Annotated in this window: 15 protein-coding genes; 8 read left to right on the forward strand and 7 right to left on the reverse strand. The window is 35.2% G+C overall.

The features are described from left to right. Together J7K05_00465 and J7K05_00470 are read left to right on the forward strand one after the other, a co-directional pair. A partial coding sequence (locus J7K05_00465; GenBank protein ID MCD6194666.1) for a hypothetical protein occupies positions 1-1,297 on the forward strand: 1,297 nt, incomplete at its 5' end. Then, on the forward strand, positions 1,290-5,987 hold the full coding sequence (locus J7K05_00470) for a hypothetical protein (protein MCD6194667.1): 4,698 nt from the start codon (positions 1,290-1,292) through the stop codon (positions 5,985-5,987). The genes J7K05_00465 and J7K05_00470, both read left to right, overlap by 8 nt. On the opposite strand, the gene J7K05_00475 is transcribed toward J7K05_00470, so the two are convergent. The 4 genes from J7K05_00475 to dnaA form a co-directional block, all read right to left on the reverse strand. Further along, positions 5,944-6,249, reverse strand: a complete 306-nt coding sequence (locus tag J7K05_00475) for a hypothetical protein (protein ID MCD6194668.1) — start codon at positions 6,247-6,249, stop codon at positions 5,944-5,946. The genes J7K05_00470 and J7K05_00475 overlap by 44 nt on opposite strands. Further along, complete coding sequence (recF, locus tag J7K05_00480) at positions 6,246-7,244, reverse strand: DNA replication and repair protein RecF (protein ID MCD6194669.1); 999 nt, start codon at positions 7,242-7,244, stop codon at positions 6,246-6,248. The genes J7K05_00475 and recF overlap by 4 nt, the downstream gene beginning before the upstream one ends. Next, positions 7,244-8,344 carry a DNA polymerase III subunit beta gene (dnaN, locus tag J7K05_00485; GenBank protein ID MCD6194670.1) on the reverse strand — a complete coding sequence of 367 codons (1,101 nt, stop codon included), beginning with the start codon at positions 8,342-8,344 and terminating at the stop codon, positions 7,244-7,246. Before dnaN ends, recF begins: the two co-directional genes overlap by 1 nt. Before the next feature lie 202 nt (positions 8,345-8,546). Further along, positions 8,547-9,911 carry a chromosomal replication initiator protein DnaA gene (gene dnaA / locus J7K05_00490; protein ID MCD6194671.1) on the reverse strand — a complete coding sequence of 455 codons (1,365 nt, stop codon included), beginning with the start codon at positions 9,909-9,911 and terminating at the stop codon, positions 8,547-8,549. Positions 9,912-10,096: 185 nt separating this feature from the next. Between dnaA and rpmH the strand changes: the two genes are divergently transcribed. From rpmH to J7K05_00515, 5 genes are read left to right on the forward strand one after another with little or no spacing between them, the layout of a single operon-like run. Beyond that, positions 10,097-10,234, forward strand: a complete 138-nt coding sequence (rpmH, locus tag J7K05_00495) for a 50S ribosomal protein L34 (protein ID MCD6194672.1) — start codon at positions 10,097-10,099, stop codon at positions 10,232-10,234. Beyond that, entirely contained in the window at positions 10,234-10,566 is a 333-nt protein-coding gene (gene rnpA, locus J7K05_00500) for a ribonuclease P protein component (GenBank protein ID MCD6194673.1), read from the forward strand. The genes rpmH and rnpA overlap by 1 nt, the downstream gene beginning before the upstream one ends. Further along, the gene (yidD, locus tag J7K05_00505; protein MCD6194674.1) at positions 10,563-10,793 is read left to right on the forward strand and encodes a membrane protein insertion efficiency factor YidD; all 231 of its coding nucleotides are present in this window, start codon (positions 10,563-10,565) and stop codon (positions 10,791-10,793) included. The genes rnpA and yidD overlap by 4 nt, the downstream gene beginning before the upstream one ends. 7 nt (positions 10,794-10,800) lie before the next feature. Next, entirely contained in the window at positions 10,801-11,553 is a 753-nt protein-coding gene (locus J7K05_00510; GenBank protein ID MCD6194675.1) for a membrane protein insertase YidC, read from the forward strand. Then, positions 11,546-11,977: a KH domain-containing protein gene (locus J7K05_00515; GenBank protein ID MCD6194676.1), complete on the forward strand. Its 432-nt coding sequence runs from the start codon at positions 11,546-11,548 to the stop codon at positions 11,975-11,977. Before J7K05_00510 ends, J7K05_00515 begins: the two co-directional genes overlap by 8 nt. Positions 11,978-11,984: 7 nt before the next feature. On the opposite strand, the gene J7K05_00520 is transcribed toward J7K05_00515, so the two are convergent. From J7K05_00520 to J7K05_00530, 3 genes are all read right to left on the reverse strand, one after another. Continuing rightward, the gene (locus tag J7K05_00520) at positions 11,985-12,881 is read right to left on the reverse strand and encodes a hypothetical protein (GenBank protein ID MCD6194677.1); all 897 of its coding nucleotides are present in this window, start codon (positions 12,879-12,881) and stop codon (positions 11,985-11,987) included. Between the two features lie 59 nt (positions 12,882-12,940). Beyond that, a complete protein-coding gene (locus J7K05_00525; protein ID MCD6194678.1) occupies positions 12,941-13,426 on the reverse strand; it encodes a hypothetical protein in 486 nt (161 codons plus the stop codon). A 68-nt stretch (positions 13,427-13,494) separates the two neighbouring features. Next, positions 13,495-14,046: a DUF4352 domain-containing protein gene (locus J7K05_00530; GenBank protein ID MCD6194679.1), complete on the reverse strand. Its 552-nt coding sequence runs from the start codon at positions 14,044-14,046 to the stop codon at positions 13,495-13,497. A gap of 99 nt (positions 14,047-14,145) precedes the next feature. Between J7K05_00530 and J7K05_00535 the strand changes: the two genes are divergently transcribed. Next, on the forward strand, positions 14,146-14,368 hold a 223-nt coding region (locus J7K05_00535), incomplete at its 3' end, for a phage integrase N-terminal SAM-like domain-containing protein (GenBank protein ID MCD6194680.1).

Consider the following 14,368-nt stretch of genomic DNA (forward strand, 5'->3'; position numbering starts at 1 on the left):
ACCCCAACCACCAACCTCCCCTCTTCAACCCCCAAGCAAAAAAGCAAACTTTAAGATGTGGGGTAAAATTATTGCTTTCTTTTTGGGAGGCTTAATTATTTTGGGAGCTTTGATTTGTTTTTTCCGACTGCCGGTTAAGGTTTCAGTTTCCCCTTCAGCTGTCTTATATTTAGATGAAAACAACAAAGGAGAAATCAGCCAAAAAACCTTCTGGATAAAACCCGGCAACCACACCCTACGCTTACAAAAAACAGGTTTCCAACCAGAGATAATAAGTTTTTACCAACCTTATTGGAGTCTAAAAAAGTTTGCTTTTAAATTAAAAAAAGCTCCAGCTTTGCAAGAAATAGATCAGGGAACAGAAGCCTTTTTGCGCTTAGAAAATGACAAAAACTACCTGCTTTATTTTAACCCTGAAAAAAAAGCTTTTTTTAGATACAACTTAAAAACAAAAGAAAAAATTCAAATCACTCCTGCTTATTTCTGGAATCTGCAAAAAATTAAATGGAACGAAAGCGGCACCGGAGTAGTGGTTTGGCTCCAGTACGACAATCAAAAATTCAAAAACACTCCTTTTTATCAAAAAACTCTTACAAACCAAGACATAGCAACTTACTACTATGACTTTAAACGCTATAAAATAACAGAGCAAAACGCTTATTTTTGGGGAAAAGATATAAATGAAATTGCTTGGGCACCAGTTAAGGGCCGTTTTTACTATTTAGGCGGACAAGCAAATAAAGGTTATCTGGCTCAAGCCGAACATAATGCTCAAAAAATCACTCGCCTTCTTACCAACATCCCAGCCACAGGAGAACTAAAAGTAAATTCTACTGAAACCTCTGCCTATATGATTGGGCGCCCTTTTGAAACAAAGTTTTTTGAAATAGACCTTACTGATCCAGCCCGCGAACTTGAAGCCTTAACCGAACAAGGAAAAACAAACTTTGTCTGGCTTAATGACAATCAGGTTTTAATCGGAAGCCTGCAAGGCAATCCAAAATTTAGGTCTTCAGAAAAATTCCAACTTTTTGATCTTTCAGAAGAGATTTTCAAAGGCCAAGAGTTCTATGCCCAAAAAGGATGGTTTTATCAACTAAAAGATGGGTTTATTGTTTTGGAAGCTAAAGAAAACCTCTGGATTATTCACAAGATCACCACTAACAATCAGGAAGAATGGCGTTATGAGTATATAAGCTCTATGCTGCCTGAAAAAATCTGGTATCATGAAAAAGAGAGCCTGCTTTTTGTTGAAAGTAATAACCAAATCTTTTCTCTAATTATAAACCATGGCTAAACCCAACCGTAATGAGCCAAAATTTCCTGATTCGTCAAAAAACAACGAGGATTCTGAAATAGAGGAAAGAGTTGAGTATGAAGCTAAAATCAAACGACGCCTAAAAAAAATCAAAAAAAAGAAACCTCAAGAAGCACATATTGAAGAAGTTCAAGAAGAGGAAGAGCCACAAGAAAAAGAAATAGAACAAGAAGAACCGCAAGAGGAGACGCGAGAAAAAGAAATAGAACAAGAAGAACCGCAAGAGGAGACGCGAGAAAAAGAAATAGAACAAGAAGAGGCTTCTGAAGAAACTGGAGACGAAGCTGTTAAAAAAACAGAACCTAAACAAACTGCTCCAGAAGCACCTTCGGCCTCAGAAACAAAAGAGGGTTTAAAAGCAGCTGAAAAAGCCGGAGAAAAAGCTGTTAGTGCTGAAGCACAAGCTGCGGCCAAAACAGCTTCAGCAGCTGCCTCTAGAGCCGCTGCTTCGGCAGCAACTGAGGCAGCTGCAGCTGAAGCAGTAGCCACAGCCCCGGCTTGGCTACCGATTGCAGCTGCTATTGTTCTTGGAATTATAGGTATTGTTTTGGTTGTTGTCTTTATTTTGGCTGTATTCAAATTTGCTGGTCGCTCTACTCCTGAATACCCAAATATGTCTAACCCTGACGACAGGATAGCTGTTGGTAGAGTCTTGGCTGCCTCTACTACTCAAGATGCGTCCCTATTGTCATCAGGCATAGCTCAAAAGGTTGAAAGTGAAATAAAAAACATAGACACAGAGACAACCTGCCAAAAAAATGACACCTCCTGCCAGCAAACAAAAGAAAAAATTGAAAAAGCAAAAACAAACATAGAAGCTCTAGCTGCTCAAGGACCAGTAAGTAAAGATTTTGCCAAAAGTAAAATCAGAGAAACCAAAAGCCTATTAAAAGAAACTGCTAGTTCAGTGGGCTTGCCAACAACAAAAAAAACAGCAGCACAAAAAATAGAAAAAGAGCTAGAAGGAGAAAACAAAGATATTGAAAGAATTCTCAACCTTAAATCCCCCATCCTTTATATTAATCCTTTTGACCTCTCAATGATAAAGCAGGGGAAAGCAGACAAACGAATTATTGCTGTTCTTAACAAATTAATAGATTTTTCCCTTTCCCAAGATTCGCCTCGCTGGAAAATGTTTAAAATCGGCCGTATTTTTAAAGCTTCTCCTTATGCTAAAAAAGAAGTGCCGCTTGAAGAAAGCAAAGAACATATCTCTGCCCACCATTTTGGGCAAGCTATTGATATCACCGTTGTTGGGCAATACAAATGTACTACCAAAATGCTTTTTAGCAAAAAAACCACTTGGTATCCCTGTTATGTTTTTCACCAAGGGGGAGCTCCGCCAAGCACAGGGATTGGCAAAGCCTCCAGTTATGCTGAACTAAGCGTACCTCTTGCTTTAGCCGGCATACAAAACGAACTAGGACCAATTGACCTCAAAAAAACGAGATCGTTTTGGGAAAGCTTTATAGAAATAGGTGAACAATCTTTACAAGAAGAGTTAGCCATACCTTCAGATTATTGGTATCAAGGAACTTTTTCGATTCCAGAAAAAATTCTGGCTGCTTATATCTCCCAGCAAACAAAGATATCCCCCCAAGCTATTATTGAAGCCCTTGCTTATAATGACGAGGAAGCCCTGTCTAAAGGCATCATTGCCTCACAACTAAACCTCCCTCTGGGCTCATTAGAAGGAAGAAGTTGGGAAGAAAGGTTTGTTAATACCTACCAAGCATATGTGCGAAAAGCTCTTGGTTTAGAGGGAAGCGATTTAAAAAATTTCACCTCCGCCCAAGATCTTGGCAGAGCCATAATCCAAAAACACTTTAATGTCTCTGACTGGAGTGAAGAAGAAATAGAACAAGTTTTTGCTACCATATCCCTTTCTACCACCTATTACCAAAACACTTGGCACATTTCTAAAGAAAAACTAGAAACATTGGTGGCGCAAAAAGATATCAATAAGCTGGCGAAAGAAATAGGCGCCAAATTCCAAGAAGATTTTATTAAAAAGGGAGCTAGCTCTTATTTGGAAAAATGGCTGGGCTTACCCGAGGGAGATGTTGATAGTAAAACCTATCAAATAGCAGCCGGTCGCTATCTTTTAGCTCGCGCCCTGCAGTTAGAAAATCCAGAAAGCGCCTTTAATGATCCTGCTTACTTTTTTAACAAAGCACCCTTGAGTTCTGCAGCTGCTATTGATCCCTGTTCTTTCTTTTCTAAAAATCAAAGCTGTCCTCTTTACCTCTTTTTCACCAACCCAGGTGAATATATTGAAAAAATCAAAAGCGCTACCCAAGAAACAAGTAATAGTAAAATAACTTTAGATGGGGCCATAAACACTATACTAAAAAACAACAATAACCCAATATCAACTATTAATTCCATAAAAGAGGCGTGGCGAGACAAAGAACAAAGAAAACAAATTATTTCTGCTTTACAAAGCACAGCCGCTCAAATGCTTTTGGACAATCTGAGAATTAAGTCAGAATTACCGGGCATATTTACACAAATAGAAGCAGGCAACTGGGGTTTTGCTTTAAAACTTTTGGGATTAAATAAAATAACTGACGAATTAACCCTGCCTCCCAATGTTTTAGAAAAACTCACCCTGCCTGATGTTGACACCACAGAGGTTGTGGAAGAGCTGGCTGCTTTTAAATCCCTAGAGGCTTTAGGGATAAATCCTTGGGCTATAGACCAATCTATCCTTCCAGATAACTGGTTTAAATCAAGCGAAAAATTTGCTTCAGTAGCTACTCTGCTTTGGTTTAAAAACCAAGGTTTAGACATTATTACCCTAGACGATCAAGGTAGAGCCCAGCTTAGCATCAAATCTTTAGATGATGTTGTTAATCTTCTTAATTCAGAAGAGAAGCTCTATGCGCCACAGCTAGCAAGTTTTTTGGGTATAAGCACAGAACAACTGGCTATTCTAATTAAAGAGATTGATTCAAACGAACAATTTGGCAGCAGCTTATTAGCCGAAGTAGACAGAAGGCTTGGTTTAGAAAACGGGTCAACCCTTAATTTGTTTTCCAACAAAACATCTTTCTCTGAATGGTCAGAACAAGTTTGGTCAGCACAGTTAGAAAAATTAGGGGAACAAAAAATCAGTGAACAACTTAATCTGCCAACAAAAAACGATCTGACTTTTAACGATCTTTTTCAGGCTATAAAACAACAAGATGAGGAAAAATTAAAGGGGTTCTTTTCTGAAATAGGATACGCCCAGATGGGAAAGACATTCGGCTTGCCTCCTGAAATAATCAGCAACTTCTTTGACCCTGAAACCCTTCCTGATGAAATTGAACTTTTACGTGAGAGTGCTATAGAACTTTTGGCCCAAAAAATAGCTAATAATAAAGAAACATACGAAACTATAATCATTTTGTATAAAAACTACTTTGACCAAAATTTAAACCCCGACGAAATTGAGTTTATTGGACGCTTGGGTATAGATCCAAATGAAGCAGAACTACAAAAAAGAATAGCCAAAAGCCTAGATATGCCTGAAAAAGAAGCAGAGCCTTTTGTACAAAACAAAATAGGAACTGCTTTAGCAAACTTTTCTATTGCCCAAATAGCAAAAATACAAAAAGAGTATCTTGGAGAAGAAGCAATGAGCTATAAGGAAATCAAACAAGCTTTCAAACCAGAGATAACCTCTACAAATCCAAAAGATATAGCTGTTTTTCACCAAAAACAAAGGGAGATTAAAAAACAACAAACAGAAAAATTAGTTTACGCCTTTACAGACATTGCTTTAATTAAACAAGATGACTCTATACCACCCGGCTTTACTAAAGCTTTAATAAAAGGCTCTAAAGAAGAAAAGGCAGAAAAAATATCTGCTTGGTTAGCTAACCAAGCAAACCTTCCCCTTGAAATCCAAGAAGAGATTCAAAACTTGATTCTGACCCAAGACATCAGCCAAATTAACTGGGAAAGTGTTGTTCGTTCTATTCCCCAATTAAATGAATACCTTACTCAATTAGAAAACCTAAAAACAGCCTGGGAAGAACTGCAAAACATAGCCCAAAACATAAACGAAATAGAAAACTTAGATGATGCAAATGTTATCCTTCAAAATACAGCAGCGGTTTTAGAAATGATAGGCATAAAGACAAATATCCCCTTACAAGAAATATCTCAGGCAATAGAAATGTTTGACAACCTGCAAGATATCAGTAGTTTTGAAGAGCTGCTCCAAAACGGTGATTTAACAATAGCGCTTCTCAAAATGGCAGAAGACCGGCTTGGTTTGCCGAGTATTAATATCGGGGGGGTAGAAATAGGTGTATCTGACATAGTGGCAATCTTTGTTTTTAGTGCTAACCCTGTCACCGTTCTTGGAATGAAACTAGCTGGTCCCATACTTAAAGCATTTGGTCTTATTGGCACAAAATGCGAAGACCCCCGAATTATTGCCCAAAAACAAATCCGCACCACTATTGGAGAAATCCTTAAAACTGAACCTCCGCCACTACAAATTATTACTTTGCGCAAAGAAGATGTTTACTACTTCTCTGGCTTAAACGATAAAGGCGAGATCTCAGAAGACTTAAAAGACATCCTTACTGAAAAGTACGGACCTTTAGAAAAAAGAGGACAAAGAGGCATGTTTATCTCTCCTTTAATGTGGGACCATATTCACGTGGGCTACTAAAGCGATAAAAAACTTTTTTAACTTTTATAGGCTTCAATTTTTTATTAAGTTCTTGCAAAAACTCTTTTTCAATTACTTTAAATTTAGCAATAAAAAAACTATCTTGGGTCCCTAAAGTTAAATTGCCCTTAATAAAAGAAATTGGCCAAACTTTAAAGTCAATTTGAAAATCCTTTAAAACTTTAATGGTTTGAGACCATACCCAAAGAGCTGTTTTTTCTTTCAAGAGCCTACTAGTTAAACGTAAAAAAACTTCTTTCATTTAAGTTCAATTACTTGTTGAGGAAACTTATTTACTTTTTTTTGGTGAGTTAAAATTAAAGGAATCTTTATTTGTTCTGAAAGAGAAATTAAACGTTTTTGACAAAAAGAATCCAAACCAGAAAAAGCATCGTCAATTAAAAAAAACTTTTTTCCTTTAAGAGCTTTTAAAAACCCTAATTTTAAAGCTAAAAGAAAAATTTTTATCTCTCCCTGTGAATAATTTTCTAATAATTTCTGCGCCCAATAAAAACGTAAATCATCACGATGCGGTCCTAAAAGAGTACGCTGTATTTTTATTTCTCTTTTTAGGTTTTTGGAAATATCTTTTTCCAATCTCTTAGAATCTAATAAAAAACCTTGATAAGAGATATAAGCGCTATCGGTGTCCGGATAAAGAAAGGATAAAACAGAAGAAATGTTTTTATTTAACAGGTCTAAAACTTTTTTACGTGTCTGCCAAATTTTAACTGCTAAAGGAATCATTTTTTCGCTCCAAACCTCTATTAAGGTTCTATCTTCTTTAGCGAGCGCTAAATTACGTGCTTTAATAACTTTTTTATACTCTGCCAACCAAAACAAATATCTTGGCTCAATTTGAAGACAAAATAAATTAAGCATCTTTCTTCTCTCTATAGGAGAACCATATACTGTTTTAAAATCACCCCACCAAAATAAAGAAACAAAAAAACGGGAAATAAAGTGAGAACGTTTAACTTTTTTTCTATTAACTTGGTAAAGATTAGAACCTTTCTGGCGCAAAACAGCCTCCAATCTTCCCTCTTCTTCTAAACTTAAATAGGCTTCTTTTTGACTATTCTTAATCAAATCTCTTTTTTTATTAGTACGAAATGACTTGGTAGTAGATAAAAAATACAAAGCTTCTAATATAGTGGTTTTCCCGGAGCCATTAGGACCAACAATAAACAAAGGAAATTTTTTTATTAAAAATTCTCTCTTTTTATAAAGACGGAAGTTGTGTAATATTAACCTCATTATTCTTCTTTCAGAGGCATCACTAAATAAGTAAAACTCTGATCTTTTTTTCCTTTTAAAATACCGGGGCTAATCTCACCAGTTAAATCAAAGACAACCTCTTCCTCTTCTATTACCCCTAAACCATCCAACAAAAAAGAAGCATTAAAATTAACCTTAAGCGGCTTGCCTTCAATTTTAGCCTCTAATTGAGCTTTATTAGAACCAATTTGGGTAGAGCGAGCCTCTAAAACAACTTTTTTAGAAACATCAAATTTAACTTCTTTGTTTCCTTGTTGGGAGAATGGAGTGAGAATTTTAAGAGTTTTTTCAAACTCCTCTTTATTAAGATAAAGACGACACTCATACGATTTAGGAATAATCTGTTCATAATCTGGATACTCTCCCTCAATCAAACGGCCAACAATTGAATTATCATCAATTAAAAACTCTAATTGGTTTTCAGAAAAACGAATTACAAAATCTGAAGATATAGATTTTGTTAGTATCCTTAAAGCCACTTGAACAACTTTAGCTGGCAAAATTAATTTTATTTCCTTAGATATCTTTTTATCTTGCTTAATTTTTTGTTCAGCCAATCTAAAACTATCTGTCCCCGCTAAAATAAGTTCTTTATTAATAAATCTAAAAAGAACACCACTTAAAACCGGACGTGTTTCATCAACTGCTGGAGCAATAATCACCTTTTGTGCTCCTTGAATAAAATCTTCTTTTTTAACCTTTATCTCATCATACTCTTCAAGTTGAGGTAAAAGAGGAAACTCTTCAGTATTGGCTCCCAAAAGAGAAGCTTTAAAATGATTTGTTTTTATTTCTACACCTTCACCTTTTTTTTCTAAATTTATTTTTTCATCAGGATTGTTGACAATAAAATCATATAAAGTGCGGAAGGGCACAACAACTTCTCCTGGTTTATCTATTTTGGCTCTAATTTGACTTTTAATGCCAATTTCAAGATTAGTACTAATTATCTCTAATCCGCTTTTTTTAGCTCTTAAAAGCACATAAGAAAGAATTGGTAGTGTTCCTGAAGTAGTAATAGCATAGCTAATTTTCTCTAAACCCTCTTTTAGGTTAGTGGTGATTACAGTTAATTTCATAATTTGTTTTTATTTTGTATTAAGTATTGTATTTAAGTAGTAGTAATAAGAAGAGTGGAAATGTGGATTTACAGCGAAAGAAGTATGTGGAAAGCGTACTGGAAAACCGTTTAAAACTATAAGTCTAAAGTTTTTTTGTTTTTTTAATTCTTTTTTATTTGTGTTTTTTAAACTTTTTTTCATATTTTTTTCCACGATTTTTTTAGTAAAGCATAAAGCGCTGCTTGATAGCATCGATATCCCGTTTAATTAAAGAATTATTATTTAACTCCTTTTCAATTTTTCCACAGCCATAAATAACAGTGGTATGGTCTTTGCGATTTAAAATCTCAGCAATTTTGGGAAATGAGTAATTAAATTCGTGTCGCAGTAAATACATTATTATTTGGCGAGGCAAAGTAATGCGCTGCTCTCTTTTGTGGCTGAGAAGCTCTTTTTTAGCAATTTGGTAGTAATCACAAATAGTTTTTATAATTTTTTCTGGATCTATAGTTTTTTTATTTTTGATTAAACTTTCAAGAAGTTTTTTTGTTTGTGTTAAAGTAAGCTCTTTTTGAGTTAAAGAAAGATAAGCTTCTACCTTATTTAAAGCTCCTTCAAGTTCACGGATATTATTCTGGATTTGGCGGGCAATAAACTCAAGAATTTTTTGAGGCAGGTTTAACCCTCTCTCTTCGTTTTTGTGTTTTAAAATAGCTAAACGAGTTTCATAGTCTGGGGGAGAGATGTCGACAATCATTCCCCACTCAAAACGAGAACGTAAACGTTCTTCTAAAAGAGGGATAGATTTTGGTGGGCGGTCAGAGGTTAAAACAATTTGTTTTTGATTTTGGTAAAGATTATTAAAAGTATGGAAAAATTCATCTTGGGTTCGTTCTTTGCCGCTAATAAACTGGATATCGTCTACTAAAAGAACATCTACTTGGCGATATTTTTTTTTGAATTCCTCCATTCGCCCTGTTTTTACATGGTTGATAAAATCAGTAGCGAACTTTTCAAAAGAAAAATAAAGGATCTTTTTTTGAGGCGAGTTTTTCTTTATTTCCCAAGCAATTGCTTGCACTAAATGGGTTTTACCCAAACCAACACCGCCATAAATAAAAAGAGGGTTATAGCTTTTTCCTGGTTGTTTTGAAACAGCTAAGGCAGCTGCATGAGCAAAGCGATTGTTTTCACCAACAACAAAATTTTGGAAAGTAAAGTATGAGTTTAAATCTTTAGTTTTAGAAAATCGTTGTGGAGTTTTAAATTCAAAGTGTTTTAGCGGTTTGTATTCTTCTTGATTTTTTTCTTTAAAACCTTCTTTTTGTAAATGGGCTACTTGGAATTCTAAAACAGAAACTTCAGGGACAAGTTTACGCAGAGCTTTTTTTATTTCTTCAGTATATTTGTTTTCCAACCATTCTAAAGTAAAGGTATTGGGTACGCCAATAACAATTTTTTTTCCATTATTTTTAATATCAACAATAAATGTATCTTTGAACCAAGTGTTAAAGTTCGGTCGTGAGAGGGTGATTTCCAATTCTCCCAAAACCCCTTCCCAAATTTCTTCTTTAGATCCAGCCATAGTTGTTATTTAGAATGAAACAGGTTAGTGTTTTTTAAAAATTAAAGCTGTTGATAACTTTCCACAGTTTTTTTATTTAAACCATTTTAAAGATATACCAGAGATTTAAGTTTTCCACAAGTAGTTTTTTGGGCTTTTAAAGCGGTTTGACAAATAGTTGTTTTTCCTTTAAACTTGCCAGAGTTATGCCTAAAAGAACATACCAACCTAAAAAAAGAAAAAGAAAAAAGACCCATGGCTTTTTAGTGCGTCAAAAACATAAACCAGGGAGAAAGGTTTTATCTCGACGCAGGCAAAAGAAAAGAAAAAGATTGACACCTTAATGCTGGCTAAAAAATATATTTTAAAAAAGAAAAAGATATTTCAGGCTCTTAAATACAAGGGAAAGAGAGAAAAAATTGGTGCTTTTTTGTTTAGTTATTTTAGAGGGCAACTAAGACATAATCGTTTTGGTATTGTTATTTCCCAGCGTTCTGTGAATAAAGCAGTGAAACGTAACCAAATAAAAAGAAAAATTAGAGCCTTGCTTTTTCCTTTTAGAAGAAAAAAAAGCAGAAAAGGGACATTTGTAGAGGCGGCAGTTGTGGTTTTATATGAGCCGTCTCATAATGATTACCAGCGCTTTAAGTTTTTTTTAAAAAAGTTTTTTATATGAGGTATTTAGTTTTGATTTTAATTAGAGTGTATCAATTTCTTTTTTCTTTAGATCATAGCTTTTGGGGTAGGTATTTGCCGTTTCGCAGTTGCCGTTTTTATCCTTCTTGTTCTGAATACAGCTACCAAGCAATAGAAAAATATGGATTTAAAGGATTTTTTCTTGGGGTTAAAAGAGTTTTACGTTGTCATCCATTTGCCAAAGGAGGCTATGACCCTTTAAAATAATTTAGTTATGTTAGGAGTTTTTTGGTTACAGGTTTTTATCCGACCGATTTACAACCTTTTAGTTTTAGCTTATCTGCCTTTTAAGGATTTAGGGGTAGCTATTATTTTAGTTACTTTTTTAATTAGACTTTTACTTTTTCCTCTTTTTAGTAAACAGATACGTTCTCAAAAAGAGATGAGTGAGCTGCAAAAAGATTTACAAAAAATAAAAGAGAGATTTAAAGATGACCCCAAAAAGATTCAAGAAGAAACGCTTAAACTTTATCAAAGCAGGGGAGTAAATCCGCTTGGTGGCTGTTTGCCGACTCTTATTCAGATACCAATCTTTATTGCTCTTTATCAAGTTTTTCGTTTTTATTTAGGAGTAGATCATGTAGATCTTCTGTATTCATTTGTGCCGCAGATTAAAAACATCACTCTTGTAGCTTTTGGTTTTATACATCTTGATAAACCTGATTTTTATATTTTGCCTTATTTGGTAGGTATTACTCAGTACTTTTTGTCTAAACTAATGGGGCGACAACAGCAGGTCCAAGCCAAAAAGAAGAGTAAAGACAAACAGACTGCTATAGAAGAACAGATGCAGATGATGAACCGCTCAATGCTTTATTTTATGCCTTTGTTTTTAGTGGTTATTAGTTTTAGTTTACCTGCGGCTGTAGTTCTTTATTTTTTAACTTCCAATCTTTTTTCTCTGCTTCAATATTATTTCTTTTATAAAAAGACGCCAGCGGTTAAAATAAAAACAAAGAATGGATAAATTAAGAAAAAAAACAGAAGAGTTTTTCTCTAAAGCGGGTTTTACAGGAGAGATAGAAATAGAAGACACTGAAGAGGGAAAGAGGATAAATTTTCAAAGTGAAGAAAGCGGTTTTTTGATTGGGCATCACGGTAAAACAATGCGGGCTTTGGCTAAGCTTTTGCGTTTGGTTTTAGGAGAGGATGGCAGAGGTGTAATTTTAGATATTAATAACTATCAAAAAGACAGGGTTGAACGTTTGAGACTATTAGCTTTTGAGTTTGCTGACAAAGCCAAGCGTCTTAATAAGCCGCAAGTTTTGCCTTTTATGTCTGCTTATGAGCGGCGAATAGTCCACTTAGCCTTGAAAGAGAGAGAAGATATTGTTAGTGAAAGTGAAGGAGAGGAGCCGCAACGCAGAGTAATAATTAAACCTAAAAAATAAGCTGGTTTTAGTATTGTTCTAATTCCTTTTTAAATTGTTGGGCTATTTTTTTTCTGCCTCCCTCAGGATGAATTTTGTAAAGAAATAAAGAGGCAAAATTTGTGTCTTTCTGGTTTTTGGCTTTAATTTTTTCTTTTTGCCAAAGATAAAGTTTTCTCTCCAGCCAATCGCCAAAGAGATTAAGAGTCTTTTCAGTTAAGAACATAAAAAAAGAAAGAGGCTTTATTTTACCTTTCTTTTTAGGCAGTCCTAAATTAGGTAAGTGCTTTTTAACCCAAGAGTTTTGTTGCTGGAAGTGATAACAGGCGGCTTTTCCTGCCAATGGTTTTAGGGTACTAAGCCAGTAAATAAGCAGGGGATCTTTTTTGAGTTTCAAGAATTTAAGGTTTGACTTTTTTAGATCGACAAAATAACTTAGGCAAAACTTTTGGGGGTCAGAGTTTTTTCCTTTGCGTCTTTTTTGTCCAAGAATCAAAAACCAGAGATTAAGTATTGCTCTTGTTGTCCAGAGGCGTCCGGGTTTTGTTAGGACAACTATATCAATATCGCTTTTTTCTGAAGGAAGGCCCAAAACTAAGCTATTAGCTAAAAATACTCCTCTGACAAAAGGCGTGATTTTAAAAACCCAGCTGAATCTATATGCTTTTTGAGTTAGTTTTTGTAAAATTTTTTGTCGCTGAGGATATGTTTTGAAAAGATAGCTATGTTTTTTCAAAACAAAGAGCTGGTTTTTCTCCAAGATAGCTCTCTCTCTAACCAACTTCATTAAAACCAAAAAAAGTTGAGCTTCTGATATTTTTAAGCCCAAAAATTGGTATATTTCTTTTAGGTGTAAAGGGCGATTGTGTAAATTAAAGAAGAGAAGGGTTTTGACTATCTCTTTATGGAGATCTTCACGAGACATCAACCAAATTTTAAGCAATAATCCTAGAGGCGTCAAGGAGCGGGAGTTGGGGTGCTTATCTAAAAATAAGGTCCAGGTATAATTTTGACTCCGGTATATGAAGAAGGTTGTTTGATGGCTTTTACAAACTCAATTTGGTAGCGATCACTATTTAGCTCCAGATGACCTAATTCCAATAAGTGTTGGGTGTCGTTTGTCATCCCCGAAGGGTTGTCTGTTGGGATAAAGAAATCGATGATTTGTCGAGTTGCGGAGTTAAAGGTGACAACCAATTCAGCGTTGTTTTTTGAAAAAGTGTTTGACCATTCGATTATGCCTAAGGCTTTTTGTTTTGAAGAGGGTTCTAGTGAAGAGTTGGTTGGAGCACCTAATCTTTCCCTGACCTCATCTATATTTTTGTCTACCAAGGAAGGTATATCAAAAACATAGGTTACCTTTTGTTCTTTGGTTTGGGAAAGTTGGGAAGGTGTTTGTTTGGTTGGCTTTTCTTCTCTAAAAGCGAGAGCGATAACAAGCAGTACCAACAAAACTCCGCCAAGGACCAAAATGATTTTTTTGATCTTGTCTATAATATTAGGTTAATTTTGAGATTTGGAGATTGTGAACAAAGGGGTCAAATGCCTAAATTAACGTAGCCGTATTTGCTAGACAGGAGTCGGAAGTCTTCGATTTTTAACTTGAGCCCCGTGGCATCTGTGGGCACATCAAAGACGGCATAACCTTCTATAGGGACATTAGGGTGAACTTGTTTTAAGAAAAGCCCCTCTTCGCCGCTCAATTCCAGGGCCGTTTGGCCATCTGTGCTATGTTCAAAAACTCTGTTTTGGCTGTCGACAATTTTCAATTGCCCACTGTCAATAGTGCCGCTTTCTTTGCCAAGAAGTTCTGCTCTCAGATCAATAATTACAAAAACTCCCCCAGGCTTTACTTTTTGAAAACCATTACTAATAGAACTTTTCTTTTCTACGTTCAACACTTTCCACCTTACTTCGCCAACTTGGATTTCTTCCCCCTTGTTGACAGTCTTGACTGTTGGTTCTGTTTCAGTACTCTGAGTTGTTTTTTGGGTAGGCTCCGATTCGTTGGGTTGCGCCAGTACGCCAATAACGATTAACAAAATTAAGATTGCTAAGATACCAAGGCCGACTTTTTTGGCTTTGTTCATAATTTTACATTAATTTCTTAAATTTTAAATAGAGACTATCTTGGTGTCAAGGAAGTCCAGGGAACTATTTGTCGCACAATTTATGGTAAGATATAGTTGATGAAACTCAAACAAGCTTTGCAAGATTTTTTGGAATATTTGGAGGTTGATCAAGGCAAAAGTCAAAAGACTTTAGAAAACTATTCCCGTTGGCTTAAACGATTTTTAGATTTTTCAGGCAATATTTCAGTTAAAAAAATCAATTTAGCTTTGGTGCGCAAGTTTAGATTGCACCTAAATCGTCAAAGAGACAGCAGGGGAGATTCTTTAAGTTTAAAAACAC

The organism is bacterium (genome assembly GCA_021157605.1).
Taxonomy (GTDB): Bacteria; Patescibacteriota; UBA1384; order JAGGWG01; family JAGGWG01; genus JAGGWG01.